Origin of the sequence: Streptomyces sp. NPDC012769, from assembly GCF_042901205.1 — a bacterium.
GTDB lineage: Bacteria > Actinomycetota > Actinomycetes > Streptomycetales > Streptomycetaceae > Streptomyces.
Map to the genome: position 1 here is coordinate 1,349,038 of NZ_JBIBCP010000002.1, position 17,216 is coordinate 1,366,253.

At 71.0% G+C, this 17,216-nt stretch carries 18 protein-coding genes; 10 read left to right on the forward strand and 8 right to left on the reverse strand.

Going from position 1 to position 17,216, the window contains the following annotated elements:
- Positions 1 to 139 precede the first annotated feature (139 nt).
- Positions 140 to 1,129 carry a GTP 3',8-cyclase MoaA gene (gene moaA, locus ACFY7C_RS15190; RefSeq protein WP_389649327.1) on the forward strand — a complete coding sequence of 330 codons (990 nt, stop codon included), beginning with the start codon at positions 140 to 142 and terminating at the stop codon, positions 1,127 to 1,129.
- Positions 1,130 to 1,157: 28 nt separating this feature from the next.
- Here the strand turns inward: moaA and ACFY7C_RS15195 are convergent, their stop codons facing one another.
- Both ACFY7C_RS15195 and ACFY7C_RS15200 read right to left on the reverse strand, forming a co-directional pair.
- Positions 1,158 to 1,376: a hypothetical protein gene (locus tag ACFY7C_RS15195; protein ID WP_389649549.1), complete on the reverse strand. Its 219-nt coding sequence runs from the start codon at positions 1,374 to 1,376 to the stop codon at positions 1,158 to 1,160.
- A 184-nt stretch (positions 1,377 to 1,560) separates the two neighbouring features.
- A complete protein-coding gene (locus ACFY7C_RS15200) occupies positions 1,561 to 1,917 on the reverse strand; it encodes a DUF3099 domain-containing protein (protein ID WP_389649330.1) in 357 nt (118 codons plus the stop codon).
- A 169-nt stretch (positions 1,918 to 2,086) separates the two neighbouring features.
- Here ACFY7C_RS15200 and ACFY7C_RS15205 point away from each other — a divergent pair, with 169 nt between their 5' ends.
- Positions 2,087 to 2,362: a GlsB/YeaQ/YmgE family stress response membrane protein gene (locus ACFY7C_RS15205; RefSeq protein ID WP_389649332.1), complete on the forward strand. Its 276-nt coding sequence runs from the start codon at positions 2,087 to 2,089 to the stop codon at positions 2,360 to 2,362.
- A 115-nt stretch (positions 2,363 to 2,477) separates the two neighbouring features.
- Here the strand turns inward: ACFY7C_RS15205 and tyrS are convergent, their stop codons facing one another.
- From tyrS to ACFY7C_RS15220, 3 genes are read right to left on the reverse strand one after another with little or no spacing between them, the layout of a single operon-like run.
- Positions 2,478 to 3,746, reverse strand: coding sequence for a tyrosine--tRNA ligase (tyrS, locus tag ACFY7C_RS15210; RefSeq protein ID WP_389649335.1), 1,269 nt, complete (start codon positions 3,744 to 3,746; stop codon positions 2,478 to 2,480).
- Between the two features lie 53 nt (positions 3,747 to 3,799).
- Entirely contained in the window at positions 3,800 to 5,191 is a 1,392-nt protein-coding gene (locus tag ACFY7C_RS15215) for a metallopeptidase TldD-related protein (protein ID WP_389649337.1), read from the reverse strand.
- Positions 5,188 to 6,723 carry a TldD/PmbA family protein gene (locus tag ACFY7C_RS15220; RefSeq protein WP_389649339.1) on the reverse strand — a complete coding sequence of 512 codons (1,536 nt, stop codon included), beginning with the start codon at positions 6,721 to 6,723 and terminating at the stop codon, positions 5,188 to 5,190. Before ACFY7C_RS15220 ends, ACFY7C_RS15215 begins: the two co-directional genes overlap by 4 nt.
- A 186-nt stretch (positions 6,724 to 6,909) precedes the next feature.
- Between ACFY7C_RS15220 and fabG the strand changes: the two genes are divergently transcribed.
- From fabG to ACFY7C_RS15235, 3 genes are all read left to right on the forward strand, one after another.
- Positions 6,910 to 7,629, forward strand: a complete 720-nt coding sequence (fabG, locus tag ACFY7C_RS15225) for a 3-oxoacyl-[acyl-carrier-protein] reductase (protein WP_389649342.1) — start codon at positions 6,910 to 6,912, stop codon at positions 7,627 to 7,629.
- 4 nt (positions 7,630 to 7,633) lie between these two features.
- On the forward strand, positions 7,634 to 8,410 hold the full coding sequence (gene fabI, locus ACFY7C_RS15230; protein ID WP_389649345.1) for an enoyl-ACP reductase FabI: 777 nt from the start codon (positions 7,634 to 7,636) through the stop codon (positions 8,408 to 8,410).
- Positions 8,411 to 8,589: 179 nt separating this feature from the next.
- A complete protein-coding gene (locus tag ACFY7C_RS15235) occupies positions 8,590 to 8,970 on the forward strand; it encodes a hypothetical protein (protein ID WP_389649348.1) in 381 nt (126 codons plus the stop codon).
- 4 nt (positions 8,971 to 8,974) lie between these two features.
- Here ACFY7C_RS15235 and ACFY7C_RS15240 read toward each other — a convergent pair whose 3' ends face one another.
- On the reverse strand, positions 8,975 to 9,661 hold the full coding sequence (locus ACFY7C_RS15240; RefSeq protein WP_389649350.1) for a FadR/GntR family transcriptional regulator: 687 nt from the start codon (positions 9,659 to 9,661) through the stop codon (positions 8,975 to 8,977).
- 78 nt (positions 9,662 to 9,739) lie between these two features.
- Between ACFY7C_RS15240 and ACFY7C_RS15245 the strand changes: the two genes are divergently transcribed.
- The 4 genes from ACFY7C_RS15245 (at position 9,740) to ACFY7C_RS15260 (ending at position 12,143) form a co-directional block, all read left to right on the forward strand.
- The gene (locus ACFY7C_RS15245; protein ID WP_389649353.1) at positions 9,740 to 11,092 is read left to right on the forward strand and encodes a CynX/NimT family MFS transporter; all 1,353 of its coding nucleotides are present in this window, start codon (positions 9,740 to 9,742) and stop codon (positions 11,090 to 11,092) included.
- 17 nt (positions 11,093 to 11,109) lie between these two features.
- The gene (locus tag ACFY7C_RS15250) at positions 11,110 to 11,226 is read left to right on the forward strand and encodes an SGM_5486 family transporter-associated protein (RefSeq protein ID WP_345489730.1); all 117 of its coding nucleotides are present in this window, start codon (positions 11,110 to 11,112) and stop codon (positions 11,224 to 11,226) included.
- 147 nt (positions 11,227 to 11,373) lie between these two features.
- Entirely contained in the window at positions 11,374 to 11,586 is a 213-nt protein-coding gene (locus ACFY7C_RS15255; protein ID WP_389649356.1) for a hypothetical protein, read from the forward strand.
- A gap of 35 nt (positions 11,587 to 11,621) precedes the next feature.
- Positions 11,622 to 12,143 carry a SixA phosphatase family protein gene (locus ACFY7C_RS15260; protein ID WP_389649359.1) on the forward strand — a complete coding sequence of 174 codons (522 nt, stop codon included), beginning with the start codon at positions 11,622 to 11,624 and terminating at the stop codon, positions 12,141 to 12,143.
- A 106-nt stretch (positions 12,144 to 12,249) separates the two neighbouring features.
- Here the strand turns inward: ACFY7C_RS15260 and serB are convergent, their stop codons facing one another.
- Complete coding sequence (gene serB / locus ACFY7C_RS15265; protein WP_389649361.1) at positions 12,250 to 13,482, reverse strand: phosphoserine phosphatase SerB; 1,233 nt, start codon at positions 13,480 to 13,482, stop codon at positions 12,250 to 12,252.
- A 221-nt stretch (positions 13,483 to 13,703) separates the two neighbouring features.
- Here serB and ACFY7C_RS15270 point away from each other — a divergent pair, with 221 nt between their 5' ends.
- Positions 13,704 to 16,298 carry an FHA domain-containing protein gene (locus tag ACFY7C_RS15270; RefSeq protein WP_389649364.1) on the forward strand — a complete coding sequence of 865 codons (2,595 nt, stop codon included), beginning with the start codon at positions 13,704 to 13,706 and terminating at the stop codon, positions 16,296 to 16,298.
- 78 nt (positions 16,299 to 16,376) lie between these two features.
- Here ACFY7C_RS15270 and ACFY7C_RS15275 read toward each other — a convergent pair whose 3' ends face one another.
- Complete coding sequence (locus ACFY7C_RS15275) at positions 16,377 to 17,111, reverse strand: transglycosylase SLT domain-containing protein (RefSeq protein WP_389649367.1); 735 nt, start codon at positions 17,109 to 17,111, stop codon at positions 16,377 to 16,379.
- Positions 17,112 to 17,216 lie beyond the last annotated feature (105 nt).

Consider the following 17,216-nt stretch of genomic DNA (forward strand, 5'->3'; position numbering starts at 1 on the left):
TCCGCTGCGGGCCGACGGCCGCGTCGTATGGTTCTACGACGCGGCCGTCCCGGTCCTCGTGACAATCGGCCCCTGCCCGATGTCCGAGGGCTCACGTAGGCTCGTACACAAGCGAACCGGAAGAAGGGGAGGGGGCCCAGTGCTCCTCGACACCTACGGCCGCGTGGCCACCGACCTGCGGGTCTCCCTGACCGACCGGTGCAACCTGCGCTGCACGTACTGCATGCCGGAAGAGGGCCTGCAGTGGCTGGCCAAGCCCGACCTGCTCACCGACGACGAGATCGTCCGGCTGATACGGATCGCGGTCACCGAGCTCGGCGTCACCGAGGTCCGCTTCACCGGCGGCGAGCCCCTGCTCCGCCCCGGCCTCGTCGGGATCGTCGAGCGCTGCGCCGCCCTGGAGCCCCGCCCCCGCATGTCGCTGACCACCAACGGCATCGGACTCAAGCGCACCGCCGAGGCCCTGAAGGCGGCCGGCCTCGACCGGGTCAACGTCTCCCTCGACACCCTGCGCCCCGACGTCTTCAAGACCCTCACCCGCCGCGACCGCCACAGGGACGTCCTCGACGGCATGGCCGCCGCCCGCGCGGCCGGCCTCACCCCGGTCAAGGTCAACGCCGTCCTGATGCCCGGGCTCAACGACGACGAGGCCCCCGACCTCCTCGCCTGGGCGATCGAGCAGGGTTACGAGCTCCGCTTCATCGAGCAGATGCCGCTCGACGCCCAGCACGGCTGGAAGCGCGATGGCATGATCACTGCCGGGGACATCCTGGAGTCCCTGCGCACCCGCTTCACCCTCACCGCCGAGGGCGACGACGAGCGCGGCTCGGCCCCCGCCGAGCGCTGGGTCGTCGACGGCGGCCCGCACACGGTCGGCGTCATCGCCTCCGTCACCCGCCCCTTCTGCCGGGCCTGCGACCGCACCCGCCTCACCGCCGACGGCCAGGTGCGCACCTGCCTCTTCGCCACCGAGGAGACCGACCTGCGGGCGGCGCTCCGCTCGGACGCCCCGGACGCGGCCATCGCCGACATCTGGAAGAAGGCCATGTGGGGCAAGAAGGCCGGCTCCGGCCTGGACGACCCGAGCTTCCTCCAGCCCGACCGCCCCATGTCGGCGATCGGCGGCTGAGCCCCGGTCGCTCAGGCGCCCCGGTCGGTCAGGCCGAGTCCCCGTCGGTCCACTCGGTCAGCGGGACGACGTCCTTCAGGAAACCCCGTACGCCCAGGAACTGGGAGAGGTGCTCGCGGTGCTCCTCGCACGCGAGCCACGTCTTGCGCCGCTCCGGCGTGTGCAGCTTGGGGTTGTTCCAGGCGAGCACCCACACGGCGTCGGCCCGGCACCCCTTGGCGGAACAGATCGGCTTCTCTTCGCTCACTGGACCCTGGATCACCTGATCATTGTCCAGCAAGGGCGATGCCGGGCAGCCACGGGGGGAGCTGCCCGGCATCGGTCCGTCGCTCCGACGGGGGATGCGGAGCGCGTAGGCAGTATGTCACGGCGCATGGGGTGCGGTGCACCGGAACTTCATGATTGATCTGAGCATTTCTTGAGCTTCGCGCTCACCGTACGTGATCGGTCCGGCCGTACGCGCCGTAGGTGGGTTCCGCAACGGCTTCCGCACCGCGCTCGAGCGCCGGCCGCACCGGAGCCGGGACGAAGGTGGAGGGAAGGGACGGCGCGTTCTCCCGGCCGGCGTTGGCGATCACCACCGCGATGTACGGCAGCACCGCGCCCAGCACCAGCGCCACCACCGCCACCGGCCGCTGCACGTTCCACAGCGAGGCCGCGGCGATCACCGCGAGCGTGCGTATCGACATCGACACCACGTACCGGCGCTGCCGGCCCCGGACGTCGTCGGCGAGTCCCTGCCGGGCCCCGGTGATCCGGAAGACCTCGGTTCCGCCACGCTTCCGCATCACGTTCCACCGCCCACGTGCCGTGCCGGACCCTCCCCGGTCCGGACCTGCTTCCACGGTACGCCCGCCGTCCCGGGCGGACGAGACCGGGGCACGTACGGAGCCGTCCGACATGCGCCGTATGACCGATCGGTCGAGACTGGGCACACATGCGCACTAGGAGGCGACGATGAGTTGGTTGTGGGCGATCATTGTGGGCCTGGTCCTGGGCCTGCTCGCCAAGGCGATCCTCCCCGGCAAACAGCAGATCCCGCTGTGGCTGACGACCGTTTTCGGCATTCTGGGCAGCGTGCTCGGCAACGCGGTCGCGACCTGGATCGGGGTCAACGACACCAAGGGCATCGACTGGACCCGCCATCTGCTCCAGCTCGTCGGCGCCGTCGCCGTGGTGGGCGTCGGGGACATGCTGTGGGCCTCGATCAGAGGCAACCGCCGACGGGCCTGACCCCCCAAGGCCCCGCCCGGCCCCGCCCGACGACACGACGGAGGCCCGGTACGGCACGGAGGCCCGGTACGGCGCACCGCGCGCGTACCGGGCCTCCGGCCGTGTCCCTACGGGGTCAGCCGGCGACGACCTCGATCGCCGCCAGGTTCTTCTTGCCCCGGCGCAGCACCAGCCAGCGCCCGTGCAGCAGCTCGTCCGCCGACACCTCGGCGTCCTCGGCCGTCACCTTGACGTTGTTGACGTAGGCGCCGCCCTCCTTCACCGTGCGGCGGGCGGCCGACTTGCTCGGCGCGAGACCGACCTCGGTGAACAGGTCCACCACCTGGCCCGGCTCCGCCACGCGCGCGTGCGGCAGCTCGGACAGGGCCGCGGCCAGCGTCGCCTCGTCCAGGTCACCCAGCTCGCCCTGGCCGAACAGCGCCTTGGAGGCGTTGATGACTGCCTGGCACTGCTCGGCGCCGTGCACGAGCGTGGTGAGCTCCTCGGCGAGCGCCCGCTGCGCCGTACGGGCCTGCGGCCGCTCGGCCGTCAGCTGCTCCAGCTCCTCCAGCTCCTCGCGGGACTTGAAGGACAGGATCCGCATGTACGTCGAGATGTCGCGGTCGTCCACGTTCAGCCAGAACTGGTAGAACGCGTACGGCGTGGTCATCTCCGGGTCCAGCCAGACGGCGCCGCTCTCGGTCTTGCCGAACTTGGTGCCGTCGGCCTTCACCATCAGCGGCGTCGCCAGCGCGTGGACCTGCGCCTCCGGCTCCAGCTTGTGGATCAGGTCGAGGCCCGCCACCAGGTTGCCCCACTGGTCGGAGCCGCCCTGCTGCAGCGTGCAGCCGTAGCGCCGGTACAGCTCCAGGAAGTCCATGCCCTGGAGCAGCTGGTAGCTGAACTCGGTGTAGCTGATGCCCTGCTCCGACTCCAGGCGCCGGGCCACGGAGTCCTTGGTCAGCATCTTGTTGACCCGGAAGTGCTTGCCGATGTCCCGCAGGAACTCGATCGCCGACATGCCGGCGGTCCAGTCCAGGTTGTTCACCATGACCGCGGCGTTCTCCCCCTCGAAGGAGAGGAACGGCTCGATCTGCGAACGCAGCCGGTTCACCCAGTTCGCGACCGTCTCCGGGTCGTTCAGGGTCCGCTCGGCGGTCGGCCGCGGGTCACCGATCTGGCCGGTGGCCCCGCCGACCAGCGCCAGCGGCCGGTGCCCGGCCTGCTGGAGCCGGCGGACGGTGAGGACCTGGACCAGGTGGCCGACGTGGAGACTGGCCGCGGTCGGGTCGAAACCGCAATAGAACGTGACGGGACCGTCCGCGAGCGCCTTGCGCAGGGCCTCTTCGTCGGTGGACTGGGCGAAGAGCCCGCGCCACTTCAGCTCGTCGACGATGTCCGTCACGATCTTCGGTCTCCTTGATTGATGGTCGTCACGCCGCCCCCAGTCTATGGGGGTCAGACGCCCTTGCTGACCGAGCTCATGTTGAAGTCCGGCACTCGCAGGGCGGGCATCGCGGCCCGGGTGAACCAGTCGCTCCACTCGCGCGGCAGCGTCTTCTCCGTCCGGCCCGCCTCGGTGGCCCGCGACAGCAGGTCGACCGGCGACTCGTTGAACCGGAAGTTGTTCACCTCGCCGACCACCTCGCCGTTCTCGACGAGGTAGACGCCGTCCCGGGTGAGGCCGGTGAGCAGCAGCGTCGCCGGGTCGACCTCGCGGATGTACCAGAGGCAGGTCAGCAGCAGACCGCGCTCGGTGGCGGAGACCATCTCCTGAAGCGACCGCTCGCCGCCGCCGTCCAGGATCAGGTTCCCCGCCCCCGGAGCCACCGGCAGGCCGGTGAGCCCCGCGGAGTGCCGGGTGGTGATCAGATGCTCCAGCCGGCCCTCCCGCACCCAGTCCACGGGGGGGATCGGCAGACCGTTGTCGAAGGCCGAGGAGTCGTCGCTGGACGAGTGGGCGATCACGAACGGCGCCGACTCCAGGCCCGGCTCGTTCGGGTCGCTGCGCAGGGTGAGCGGCAGCGGCGAGAGGGTCTCGCCGATCCGCGTGCCGCCGCCGGGCTTGGAGAAGACCGTGCGGCCCTCCACCGCGTCCCGGGCCATCGAGGACCACAGCTGGTAGATCAGCAGGTCGGCCACGGCGGTCGGCGGCAGCAGCGTCTCGTAGCGCCCGGCAGGCAGCTCGATCCGCCGCTCGGCCCAGCCGAGCCGGGTGGCGAGCTCCGCGTCCAGCGCGGTCGGGTCGACGTCCTTGAAGTCCCGCGTCGAGCGCCCCGCCCACGCGGACCGGGTGCGGTCCGGCGACTTGGCGTTGAGCTCCAGGGTGCCGTTGGGCTGGTCGTGCCGCAGCCGCAGCCCCGTGGACGTGCCCAGGTAGGTCGACGTCAGCTGGTGGTGGGCGAAGCCGTACAGCTCGCGGCCCCCCGCCCGGGCGTGGGCGAAGGCCTCGCCCAGCGCGGGCGCGAAGGCGTCGAACACGGCGGAGGAGGTCTCGGCCGGCGCGTCCGTGAAGTCCGGCGACGACGGCACGCCCTCGACCAGCGGCTGGGCGTCCTCCGCGGGCCCGGCCGCCCGCGCGGCCTCCTCGGCGGCCCGGACCAGCGGCTCCAGGTCGTCCGCGGTCACCGCCGAGCGCGACACCACACCGGAGGCGGTGCCCTGCGCCCCGTCCACGGTGGCGATCACGGTCAGCGTGCGGCCCCGGGTCACCCCGTTGGTGGTCAGCGCGTTGCCGGCCCAGCGCAGGTTCGCCGAGGACTCCTCGTCGGCGATGACGACACACCCGTCCGCGCGGGACAGCTCCAGCGCCCGCTCGACGATCTCGTACGGCTTGCTGACGCGGCTCATCGACCGGCCTCCTGCGTCGTGTTCAGAATGTTGACACCCCGGAACAGGGCGGACGGACAGCCGTGCGAGACCGCCGCGACCTGGCCCGGCTGGGCCTTGCCGCAGTTGAACGCGCCGCCCAGGACGTAGGTCTGGGGGCCGCCGACCTGCTCCATGGAGCCCCAGAACTCCGTCGTCGTCGCCTGGTACGCGACGTCCCGCAGCTGGCCCGCGAGCCGGCCGTTCTCGATGCGGAAGAAGCGCTGGCCGGTGAACTGGAAGTTGTAGCGCTGCATGTCGATGGACCACGAACGGTCGCCGACCACGTAGATGCCCCGCTCGACGCCGCCGATCAGGTCCTCCGTGGACAGACCGCCGGGATCCGGCTGGAGCGACACGTTCGCCATCCGCTGCACCGGCACGTGGCCGGGGGAGTCGGCGAAGGCGCAGCCGTTGGAACGGCCGAGACCGGTCAGCTTCGCGATCCGGCGGTCCAGCTGGTAGCCGACGAGCGTGCCGTCCTTCACCAGGTCCCAGGACTGCGCCTCGACGCCCTCGTCGTCGTAACCGATGGTGGCGAGCCCGTGCTCGGCGGTCCGGTCACCCGTCACGTTCATGATCGAGGAGCCGTAGGCCAGCTTGCCCAGCTGGTCGAAGGTGGCGAACGAGGTGCCCGCGTACGCCGCCTCGTAGCCGAGCGCCCGGTCCAGCTCCGTGGCGTGGCCGATCGACTCGTGGATCGTCAGCCACAGGTTGGACGGGTCGACGACCAGGTCGTAGCGCCCGGCCTCGACGCTCGGCGCCCGCATCTTCTCGGCGAGCAGCTCCGGGATCTCCTCCAGCTCCTTGTCCCAGTCCCAGCCGGTGCCGGTGAGGTACTCCCAGCCGCGCCCGACCGGCGGTGCGATCGTCCGCATCGAGTCGAACTCGCCGGTCGACCCGTCCACGGCGACCGCCGTGAACTCCGGGTGCAGCCGGACCCGCTGCTGGGTGGTGACGGTGCCGGCCGTGTCCGCGTAGAACTTGTTCTCGAAGACGGTGAGCAGCGAGGCGTCCACGTGCGCCACTCCGTCGGCGCGCAGCAGCCGCGCGCTCCAGTCGGCGAGCAGCCCGCTCTTCTCCTCGGGGGAGACGGTGAACGGATCGATCTCGTACGAGGAGATCCACACCTTGTCGGCGTGCACCGGCTCGTCGGCCAGCTCCACCCGCTCGTCCGATCCGGCCGCGGCGATCACCTTCGCCGACAGCTTCGCCATCGCCACCGCCTGCGAGGCGACCCGCGCGGCCCCGTCCATGGTCATGTCCACCCCGGACGCGAACCCCCACGCCCCGCCGTGCACCACCCGCACCGCGTAGCCGAGGTCCGTGATGTCCGAGGAACCCGAGGGCTTGGCGTCGCGCAGCCGCCACGAGGCGCTGCGCACCCGCTCCAGGCGGAAGTCGGCGTGTTCGGCGCCGAGCGCCCGCGCCCGCGCGAGCGCTGCGTCGGCGAGCGCCCGCAACGGAAGCTGGGTGAAGGCTTCGTCGAGGGAATGGGAGGTCCCAGATTGCACAGCTGTCTCCTGTCGTGTGAGACCGGTCGCCCCCGATCATGTCGTGCTTTCGGCCGCGATGCCCAGACCTTTCTGTAGGGACCCGACAGTGACACCAGTACGCCACTGTCAGGGCCCGATTCTCTGGATCGCGGAATGGACCGATAGGTTTTCGGCATACCAGACCGCTATCGAAAGGGTGATCCGTTGAGCCGCTCGGTTCTCGTCACCGGAGGAAACCGGGGCATCGGCCTCGCCATCGCCCGCGCGTTCGCCGAGGCGGGCGACAAGGTCGCCTTCACGTACCGGTCCGGCGAGCCGCCGGCCGCCCTGGCCGACCTGGGCTGCCTGGCCGTCAGGTGCGACATCACCGACGCCGAGCAGGTGGAGCAGGCGTACAAGGAGATCGAGGAGAAGCACGGTCCGGTGGAGGTCCTCGTGGCCAACGCCGGCGTGACGAAGGACCAGCTCCTGATGCGCATGTCCGAGGAGGACTTCACGTCCGTCCTCGACACCAACCTCACCGGCACCTTCCGGGTCGTCAAGCGCGCCAACCGCGGCATGCTGCGGGCCAAGAAGGGCCGCGTCGTGCTGATCTCCTCGGTCGTCGGTCTGCTCGGCTCGGCGGGCCAGGCGAACTACGCCGCCTCGAAGGCCGGACTGGTCGGTTTCGCGCGGTCGCTGGCCCGTGAGCTCGGCTCGCGCAACATCACCTTCAACGTCGTCGCCCCCGGTTTCGTCGCCACCGACATGACCGCGGTGCTCACCGACGAGCAGCGCGCCGGCATCGTGTCCCAGGTGCCGCTGGGCCGCTACGCGCAGCCCGAGGAGATCGCCGCCACGGTGAAGTTCCTCGCCTCGGACGACGCCTCGTACATCACTGGAGCCGTCATCCCGGTTGACGGCGGATTGGGCATGGGTCACTGATCACATGAGCGGAATTCTCGAGGGCAAGCGCATCCTGATCACCGGTGTGCTGATGGAGTCCTCCATCGCCTTCCACGCCGCCAAGCTGGCCCAGGAGCAGGGCGCGGAGATCATCCTCACCGCCTGGCCCCGGCCGACGCTGACCGAGCGCATCGCCAAGAAGCTGCCCCAGCCCGACAAGGTGAAGGTCCTGGAGCTCGACGTCTCCAACGACGAGCACCTGGCGCGCCTGGAGGGCCAGGTGCGCGAGCACCTCGGCGACCGTCTGGACGGCGTCGTGCACTCCATCGGCTTCGCCCCGCAGGACGCGCTCGGCGGCAACTTCCTGAACACGCCGTTCGAGTCGGTCGCCACCGCCATGCACGTCTCGGCCTTCTCCCTGAAGTCCCTGACGATGGCGCTGCTGCCGCTGCTGAGCGAGGGCGGCTCGGTCGTCGGCCTCACCTTCGACGCGAAGTTCGCCTGGCCGCAGTACGACTGGATGGGCCCGGCCAAGGCGGCCCTGGAGGCCACCAGCCGCTACATGGCGCGTGACCTGGGCAAGCAGAACATCCGCTGCAACCTGGTCTCGGCCGGCCCGCTCGGCTCGATGGCCGCCAAGTCCATCCCGGGCTTCTCGGAGCTGGCCAGCGTGTGGGACAGCCGTTCCCCGCTGGAGTGGGACCTGTCCGACCCGGAGCCGGCGGGCCGCGCCATCGTCGCCCTGCTCTCCGACTGGTTCCCCAAGACGACCGGTGAGATCGTCCACGTGGACGGCGGTCTGCACGCGATCGGCGCCTGACGCCGAGCGCACGTCGCATGTGAAGGGGCCGGGGCCCGCCCGTGGGGCGGGACCCGGCCCTTCGCGTTTCCGCAACCCGGCGCCCGAGTCGAAAAGTCGGCCGAACCACCCCAGACTGGGTCAGAGCATGATGTTCAGGGCGTGACGTTCCGGCTACTGCTCGGGGAGGAGGTACGGGCATGCGCGCGCTGCACCGCGGGGCCGCCGCCTTCGCCACGGCCGCCGCTCTCTTCACCGGGATGGCCGTCGCGGCCGAGGTACGGGCCGCCCCCGCCCCCGTCGACGAACCCTTCGCCCGACCCGCCGCCGAGGAGTCCGAGACCTTCGGCGCCTCCTGCACCACCGTCGTCGACGGCTCCCACGTCACGGCGTACTGCCGCAATCCCTATCCCGACACCGACCGGGTCCGGCTGCACGTCGAATGCGCCCGCTGGTGGGACCTCGACACCGACAGCGCCCCCGTCGCGGTCCGCCCGGCCGACCACGCCCAGGTGACCGGCCGCTGCTGGAAGGAGGTCCGCGCGGCCTGGATCACCCACGAGCCGGCGGGCCGGGGCTGAGAGCTCAGCTCGGCTCCGGGCTGCTGCTCCTGAGGCACAGGAACGGATAGCTCGCCGCCTCCGCCGCCGCCCGCTCGGCGTCACCGTCCCGGATCGCCTCCACCAGGCGCGCGTGGTCCATGTGGTTCTCCGGCCGCAGCTCCCGGCCCACGTCCTCGCGCAGCCAGTCCCGCAGCACGTGTCCCAGGTCCGCGTACAGCTCGGTCAGCACCTCGTTGTGCGAGGCGACCACCACGGCGTGGTGGAAGGCCGCGTCCACCGTCACGAACTCCTCCGCGTCACCCGACTCCCACACCTCCTCGCGCTTCAGGAGCAGGGCGTCCAGCTGCTTGACGTCCCGGTCGGTGCGCCGCTGCGCCGCGAGCCGGGCGGCCGAGGACTCCAGGGTGGAGCGCAGCTCCGCGACGTGCCGCGGATCGGAGCCGGCGAACCTGCGGTGCATCACCCCGGCCAGCTCGCTCGTCGCCACCACATAGGTCCCCGAGCCCTGCCGGATGTCGAGCAGCCCGTTGTGCGCGAGCGCGCGGACGGCCTCCCGCACGGTGTTGCGGGCGACGCCCAGCTGCTCGACGAGCTCCGGCTCCGTCGGGATCCGCGACCCCACCGGCCACTCGCCGGAGGTGATCTGGTTCCGCAGCTCGGCGATCACCTGATCGGAGAGCCCGGTCCGCCGTGGATGGCCGAGCGCCATGCTGCACCTGCCGTTTCGTTCGAGATTGGATGGTTCCAGATTGGACAACCAATCATCCCATGATTCTATGATGGCCCCATGCCTGACGAGCCGCAGACCCTCGACCCAGCCACCGCGACGGCCCGCCCCGCACGGGACGCCGCCGATTCTCCCGCACCCGCCGGTCCCGCCCGCTGGATCACCCGGCTCGTCGTCGTCGGACTCGTCCTCGCCGCGCTCAACCTGCGCCCGGCCATCACCAGCCTCGGCGCCCTGCTCGAAGAGGTCAGCGAAGGCCTCCACATGAGCGGCAGCGTGGCCGGTGTCCTCACCTCCGTACCGCCGCTCTGCTTCGCCGTCTTCGGCATCGCCGCCCCGCGCCTCGCCCGCCGCTTCGGCCCCGTGGCCGTCGTGTGCGCCGGAATGGCCGCGATCTTCGCGGGCCTGGTGCTGCGCCCGTTCGCCGGCGGCACCGCGGGCTTCCTGGCGGCCAGCGCCCTCGCCCTCATGGGCATCGCGCTCAGCAACGTCCTCATGCCGGTCCTGGTCAAGAAGTACTTCCCGGACCGGATCGGCAGCATGACCGGCCTCTACTCGATGGCCCTCGCCCTGGGCACCTCCGTGGCCGCCGCCGCGACCGTGCCCATGACCGCCGCCCTGGGCGGGAGCTGGCGGCTCGGCCTCGGCATATGGGCGGCCCTCGCCGCCCTCGCCGTCCTCCCCTGGCTGCCGCTGCTCCGCGACCGCACCCCGGGGACCGGCGCCGCGGCGGGCACCCCGACGACCACCGACGGGGGAGCGGACACCTCCTCCACCTCCTCCTCCACCTCCTCCACCACCTCCGCCCCGGCCGGCGCCCGGACGCCCGCCGCGCCGCGCGTCACCCGCAGCCGCACCGCCTGGGCCCTCGCCGTCTTCTTCGGCCTCCAGGCCACCGGTGCCTACATCACCATGGGATGGATGCCGCAGATCTTCCGCGACGCCGGCGTCCCCGCCTCGACCGCGGGCGTCCTGCTGGCCGTCACCATGGTCATGGGCGTGCCGCTCGCCTTCGTCATCCCCAGGCTCGCCTCCCGGATGCGGAACCAGGGCCCCATCGTCGTCGCCCTCGGCCTGTGCGGACTCGCCGGCTACACCGGCCTCTCCTTCGCCCCCGCCGCCGGCGCCTGGGCCTGGGCCCTGCTCCTGGGCGTCTCCAACTGCGCCTTCCCGCTCGCCCTCACCATGATCGGGATGCGCTCGCGGACCGGCGCCGGCGTCGTGCGGCTCTCCGCCTTCGCCCAGAGCGTCGGCTACCTCATCTCCATCCCCGGCCCGCTGCTCGTCGGCGTCCTCTACCAGCACAGCGGCGGCTGGGGCCTGCCCATCGCGCTCATGGGCGGCCTGATGATCCCGCAGATGATCGTCGGCAGCCTCGCGGGCCGGGACCGGACCGTCGAGGACGAATGCTGAGATGCGAGACTGTTCGCATGCCCGTACTCGAACCGAACCCCCCGAACGGCCAGAAGAAGCTCCTCATCGTGTTCGGCACGATGATCGGCATCACGGTCGTCATCGCCGTCATCGCCTCCCTCGCCTCACCCTGAGCCGCGAGGGTGGGGCAGGCCCCCCTATCCCCTAGGGGGTGGGTGTCAGGGTGAAGTGGGTGGATCACCTGATGGGCCGGAGCCCTCGCGCTCCGTACGTTGGGAGGGACACAGCGAGCACGCGGATCCCATCCCACGGAGGCGGCCATGACGGCGCGAACGCACACCGGCGCCCGGAGCGTCCGGGCCACGTCGGCCGGCGTCGACACCCGACTGCCCTGGTGGGCGCTGGCCCTCCCGGTCCTCGCCTTCGTCGCCCTCTTCCTCCTCATCACCGGGCCGGGTCAGGCCCACGCGGCGGGCGGCGACCCCGGAATCGGGGGCATCCTGGAGCGGATCCAGCAAACCCTCCCTCTCTGAGTCGACCCGGGCCGATTCGTGCGAAGCTGTGGTGCATGAGCGTCGACACACCCCGAAGGATCGTGCTCCTCCGACACGCCAAGGCGGACTGGCCCCAGACCTCAGACCACGAGCGCCCGCTCGCCGAGCGCGGTCGCCAGGACGCCCCCGTGGCGGGCCGCAAGCTCGCCGACAGCGGCATCGGCTTCGACCTGGCCCTCTGCTCCACCGCGGTGCGGACCCGGGAGACCTGGAAGCTCGCCGCCCCCCAGCTGCCCGAGCGTCCCAAGACCGTCTACGAGGAGCGGCTGTACGAGGCCTCGCTCGGCGAGCTCATCGCCGTGGTCAACGAGACCCCCGACACCGTGGCCAACCTCCTCCTCATCGGCCACAACCCCGGGATGCACGCCCTCGCCGACGCCCTCGCCGGCCAGTCCGAGGGCGACGCGCTCGCGCGGATGACCCGCAGCGGTTTCCCCACCGCCGCCTTCGCCGTCGTGACCTTCGACGGCTCCTGGAAGTCCGTCGAGCACGGCATGGACGCCACCCTGGTCGACTTCTGGGCGCCGCACGCCTGACCTCGTGGACCGGGGCGCGTCCCCCCGACCCGGACCGCACCCACGCACACCCGCACGCGAAGGGGCCCGGCCGTCACAGCACGGCCGGGCCCCTCACGTCTCAACCTCAGTGCAGCAGGTCCTCCGCGCCGCCGTCCGCGGCCTCGACCTCCTCGCGGGTGATCCCGAGGAGGTAGAGCACCGTGTCCAGGAACGGCACGTTCACCGCGGTGTGCGCCGCCTTCCGCACCACCGGCTTGGCGTTGAAGGCCACGCCGAGCCCGGCCGCGTTCAGCATGTCCAGGTCGTTGGCACCGTCGCCGATCGCGACCGTCTGCGCCAGCGGCACCCCGGCCTCCGCGGCGAAGCGGCGCAGCAGCCGGGCCTTGCCCGCCCGGTCCACGATCTCGCCGGTGACCCGGCCGGTGAGCCTGCCGTCGACGATCTCCAGCGTGTTCGCCTGGGCGAAGTCGAGCCCCAGCTTCTCCTTGAGGTCGTCCGTGACCTGCGTGAATCCGCCGGAGACGACTCCCACCTGGTAGCCGAGCCGCTTGAGGGTTCGGATCAGGGTGCGCGCCCCTGGCGTCAGCCGCACCTCGTCGCGGACCTTGTCGACCACGGACGCGTCGAGGCCGGCGAGCAGCTCCACCCGCGCGTGCAGGGACTGCTCGAAGTCCAGCTCGCCGCGCATCGCCGCCGCCGTCACCTCGGCGACCTTGTCCTCGCAGCCCGCGTGGGCCGCGAACAGCTCGATGACCTCGTCCTGGATCAGCGTCGAGTCGACGTCCATGACCACGAGCCGCTGGGCCCGCCGGTGCAGTCCTGCGGAGACCACGGCCACGTCGACGCCGACGGAGTGCGCCTCGGTGGCGAGCGCCGTGCGCAGCGCCTCCGTCGCACAACCCGAGACGGCGAACTCGACGGCCGTCACCGGATACTTGGCCAGCCGGAAGATACGGTCGATGTTGCCACCGGTCCCGGCGATCCTGGCCGCTATGGCGGCCGTCTGCTCGGCGGTCAGCGGGTGACCGAGCACGGTGACGTGGGAGCGGCCTTCGCCGCGGGGACGGTTGTCGCCGGTGCCCGAGATGATCTCGGCCTGCAGCTTCATGGACTCGGCCCAGCTGTGCACGGTCGCCCGCAGCTCGCCCTGGGAGGCGACGGTCGGTTCGGTGACCAGCGCGCACAGGACGAGGCGGCCGCGGGACACGACCTGCTCGATGTCCACGACGTCGACGGAGAAGGCGGCGAGGGTGTCGAAGAGTCCGGCGGTGATCCCGGGACGGTCCTTCCCGAAGATCTTGACGAGAAGAGTGGGCACGTCCGAGGCGGGGACGTCCGATGTCTGCGATGCGCTCATGGTGCTTCCACCGTATCGGGCACCGGGTGCCACCCGGCCCACCGTCCCGCCTGACGGACACCCGCACGGCCGCGGACTTGCCCCAAACGCCCGCCCTGTGCACATGCGCAAGCTCTTCACGCGGGCCGACTTTCGGATACGGGCCGGGGCCTGAAATAGTTCCCCCGGATGTTCACCATCCCTGGGCCTCCCAACGACGGGGGTACATCGGGGGACAAGTAGTGGGGCATGGAGTGCCAGAACTCGTACTGGAATTGAATGGAAGGACCTGGACCCTCGATCCGTCCAGGTCGTACACCCTGGGCCGTGATCCCCAGGGCGACCTGGTGATCGACGACGCCAGGGTCTCGTGGCGACACGCCACCGTCAGCTGGGGCGGCCGGAGTTGGGTCATCGAGGACCACGGCTCCACCAACGGCACGTTCGTACAGGGCCAGCGGATCCACCAGGTGGAGATCGGCCCCGGTTCGGCCGTCCACCTCGGCAACGCCACCGACGGGCCGCGGCTGAACCTCGCCGCCGCCGGCGCGCCCGCCCAGCAGGCGGTCCCGCAGCAGCAGGCACAGCAGCCCGTGCAGCAGCCGGCCCACCAGGCCGCGCCGCACCAGGCCGCGCAGGCCGACTGGGCCACCCACCAGGCCCCGCCGCAGCACCAGGCCCCGCCGCAGCAGGGCTGGCAGCAGCAGACGCCGCAGGCGGTGCCGCACCAGCAGCCGCACCAGGCGCCGCAGGAGGTCTACGCGTCGAAGGTCCCGCACCAGCAGGCCGGCCCCCAGGGCGCGATGCCGATGCACGGCGACCGCAGCCCCACGACGTTCCACCAGCTGAACCTCGGGCGCGTCATGCGCATCGGCCGTGCGCTCGAGAACGAGCTGGTCGTCTCCGACCTTCAGGTCTCCCGCCTCCACGCCGAGTTCCACGCGACGCCCGACGGCCGCTTCGAGATCCGCGATCTCGGCTCGCACAACGGCACGTACGTCAACGGCCAGCCGATCCCCAAGGGCGGCACCGTCCTCCTCGGCCCCAACGACATCGTCGGCGTCGGCCACTCGACCTTCCGGATCGTCGGCAACCAGCTCGAGGAGTTCGTCGACACCGGCGAGGTCTCCTTCTCGGCCCGCCACCTCACGGTGACGGTCGACGGCGGCAAGCAGATCCTCAAGGACGTCACCTTCGGCGTCCCCGAGAAGTCGCTGATCGGCGTCATCGGCCCCTCCGGCTCGGGCAAGTCGACCCTGCTCAAGGCGCTCACCGGCTACCGGCCCGCCGACCAGGGCGACGTCCTCTACGACAACCGCAGCCTCTACAAGCAGTTCGCCGAGCTGCGCCAGCGCATCGGTCTGGTCCCGCAGGACGACATCCTGCACAAGGAGCTGACCGTACAGAAGGCGCTGCGCTACGCGGCCAAGCTCCGCTTCCCCGGCGACACCGCCGAGGCCGAGCGCGAGGCCCGGATCGGCGAGGTGCTGCGCGAGCTCAAGCTCGACATCCACAAGGAGAAGAAGGTCACCTCCCTCTCCGGTGGCCAGCGCAAGCGCGTCTCCGTCGCCCTGGAGCTGCTGACCAAGCCGTCGCTGATCTTCCTGGACGAGCCGACCTCCGGTCTCGACCCGGGCATGGACCGCGACGTCATGCAGCTGCTGCGCGGCCTCGCCGACGACGGCCGCACCGTCCTCGTGGTCACCCACTCGGTGGCCGAGCTGGGCCTGTGCGACAAGCTGCTCGTGATGGCGCCCGGCGGCTCGGTGGCGTACTTCGGTCCGCCGGACGAGGCGCTGAACTTCTTCGGCTACTCCACCTGGGCCGATGTCTTCTCCGCGTTCGAGAACTACCGCGACTACGACTGGGCGGGCCGCTGGAAGGGCTCGCAGCACTACCAGATGTACGCGGCCGAGATCGACGCCGTCGCCGCCCAGCCGGTCCAGCTGCCCCAGCAGGCCCAGCAGGCACTGGCCCGCCCGCCCAAGCCGCAGGGCTGGGGCTCCCAGCTGTGGACCCTGATCCGCCGCTATGTGTCGGTGATCGCCTCCGACGTGGGCTTCATCGCCCTGATGGTGATCCTGCCGGCCGTCCTCGGCGCGGTCTCGGTGGTCATCCCCGCCGACTTCGGCCTGGGCAAGCCCACGCCGCCGTCCCGCTTCAACGGCGACGCCGGCACGATCATGCTGATCCTCGCGGTCGGCATGTGCTTCTCGGGTGCTGCCAACTCCGTACGAGAACTGATCAAGGAACGGGTCATCTACGAGCGGGAACGCGCCACCGGCCTGTCCCGCTCCGCGTACCTGATGTCCAAGGTCATCGTCCTCGGCCTGATCACCGCCTTCCAGGGCGTGATCATCTGCGGCATCGGCTTCTCCACCCGTGAGCTGCCCGAAGAGGGCCTGTTCATGCCGCCGGCCGTCGAGCTGTGCGTCCAGGTCATCGCGCTCGGCCTGACCTCGATGATGGTCGGCCTGGTCATCTCCTCGCTGGTGAAGACCGCCGAGAAGACCATGCCGCTGCTCGTCATGTTCGCGATCATCCAGGTCGTGTTCACCGGCATCCTCTTCCAGGTCTACGGCTCGCCCGGCCTGGAGCAGTTCGCCTGGCTCATGCCGTCCCGCTGGGGCATCGCCGGCGCCGGCACCACGCTCGACCTGGCGCACCTGATGCCGCCGTGGGACCACAAGAACCCCGGCAACACCGACCCGCTGTGGGAGCACTCGGTCGCCCAGTGGAGCATCGACCTCGGCATCCAGCTGTTCATGGCCGCGGTCTGCGTCGTCGTCGTGGCGCGACTGCTCCGCCGCCACGAGCCGGAGGTCATGCGCAAGTAGGCCCCGACCCGGTCCGTACGCACGCCGAAGGGCGGCACCCCTGCACGGGGTGCCGCCCTTCGGCATGTGCACAGCGGATCAGTACGCGCTGTTGACGTTGTCCATGGAGCCGTAGCGGTCGGCCGCGTAGTTGCAGGCGGCGACGATGTTGGCGACCGGGTCGTACTGGTCGAACTTGGTGCCCGGCACGTGGTAGGCCTTGAAGGTCGGGTAGATGACCTGGAGCAGGCCCTTCGACGGGACGCCGTTGATGGCGTTGATGTCCCAGTTGTTGATGGCACGGGGGTTACCGCTGGACTCCCGCATGATGTTGCGGTGGATGCCCTCGTAGGTGCCCGGGATGTTGTGCTTGTCCATGATGAAGAGCGCCTCGCGGATCCAGCCGTCGAGGTTGTTCGCGAAGACGGGCTTGCGGGCGGCGGCGCGGCTCGCGGCGGCCTTCTCGGCCGCGCGCTTCTTGGCCGCGGCCTCGGCCTTCTTCTTCGCGGCGGCGGCCTTGGCGGCCTCCGCCTGCTTCTTCGCCTCGGCGGCGGCCTTGGCCTTGGCCTCGGCCTCCTGCTTCGCCTTGAGGGCGAAGGCGGAGGTCTGCTCGTTCAGGCTGGCGGCCATGGCCTTGGCCTGCGGGCTGTTCGCGTCGTAGGACCACGCGACCTGCTGGGTGTTCGCGAGGGCCTGGGGCTCGACCTCGGCAGAGGCGCTGCCCGGGATGAGGGAGAAGCCGAGCGCCGCGGCGCTCAGAGCGGCGACGCCGGCGATCGTGGCCTTGTGGGTCTTCTTCAGACCACGACTGTGGCCAGGAGTGTTCGCAGACATGCAGGACTACCTCTTCGAATCGCTGGGGGGTCGCTCAGGCCGGGGCGGCGCTCCGCCTGCTCGGCGGCGACGAACGCAATTCTTAGCGGCAGCAAAATCCTGTGG

What these genes read in the sequence shown, in the direction of transcription:
- ACFY7C_RS15200 (WP_389649330.1), bottom strand. Translation starts at nt 1,917, where the DNA reads ATGCGGAAGCGTGGCGGAACCGAGGTCTTCCGGATCACCGGGGCCCGG.
- ACFY7C_RS15205 (WP_389649332.1), top strand. Translation starts at nt 2,087, where the DNA reads ATGAGTTGGTTGTGGGCGATCATTGTGGGCCTGGTCCTGGGCCTGCTC.
- ACFY7C_RS15215 (WP_389649337.1), bottom strand. Translation starts at nt 5,191, where the DNA reads ATGAGCCGCGTCAGCAAGCCGTACGAGATCGTCGAGCGGGCGCTGGAG.
- fabI (WP_389649345.1), top strand. Translation starts at nt 7,634, where the DNA reads ATGAGCGGAATTCTCGAGGGCAAGCGCATCCTGATCACCGGTGTGCTG.
- ACFY7C_RS15235 (WP_389649348.1), top strand. Translation starts at nt 8,590, where the DNA reads ATGCGCGCGCTGCACCGCGGGGCCGCCGCCTTCGCCACGGCCGCCGCT.
- ACFY7C_RS15240 (WP_389649350.1), bottom strand. Translation starts at nt 9,661, where the DNA reads ATGGCGCTCGGCCATCCACGGCGGACCGGGCTCTCCGATCAGGTGATC.
- ACFY7C_RS15245 (WP_389649353.1), top strand. Translation starts at nt 9,740, where the DNA reads ATGCCTGACGAGCCGCAGACCCTCGACCCAGCCACCGCGACGGCCCGC.
- ACFY7C_RS15250 (WP_345489730.1), top strand. Translation starts at nt 11,110, where the DNA reads ATGCCCGTACTCGAACCGAACCCCCCGAACGGCCAGAAGAAGCTCCTC.
- ACFY7C_RS15255 (WP_389649356.1), top strand. Translation starts at nt 11,374, where the DNA reads ATGACGGCGCGAACGCACACCGGCGCCCGGAGCGTCCGGGCCACGTCG.
- ACFY7C_RS15260 (WP_389649359.1), top strand. Translation starts at nt 11,622, where the DNA reads ATGAGCGTCGACACACCCCGAAGGATCGTGCTCCTCCGACACGCCAAG.
- serB (WP_389649361.1), bottom strand. Translation starts at nt 13,482, where the DNA reads ATGAGCGCATCGCAGACATCGGACGTCCCCGCCTCGGACGTGCCCACT.
- ACFY7C_RS15275 (WP_389649367.1), bottom strand. Translation starts at nt 17,111, where the DNA reads ATGTCTGCGAACACTCCTGGCCACAGTCGTGGTCTGAAGAAGACCCAC.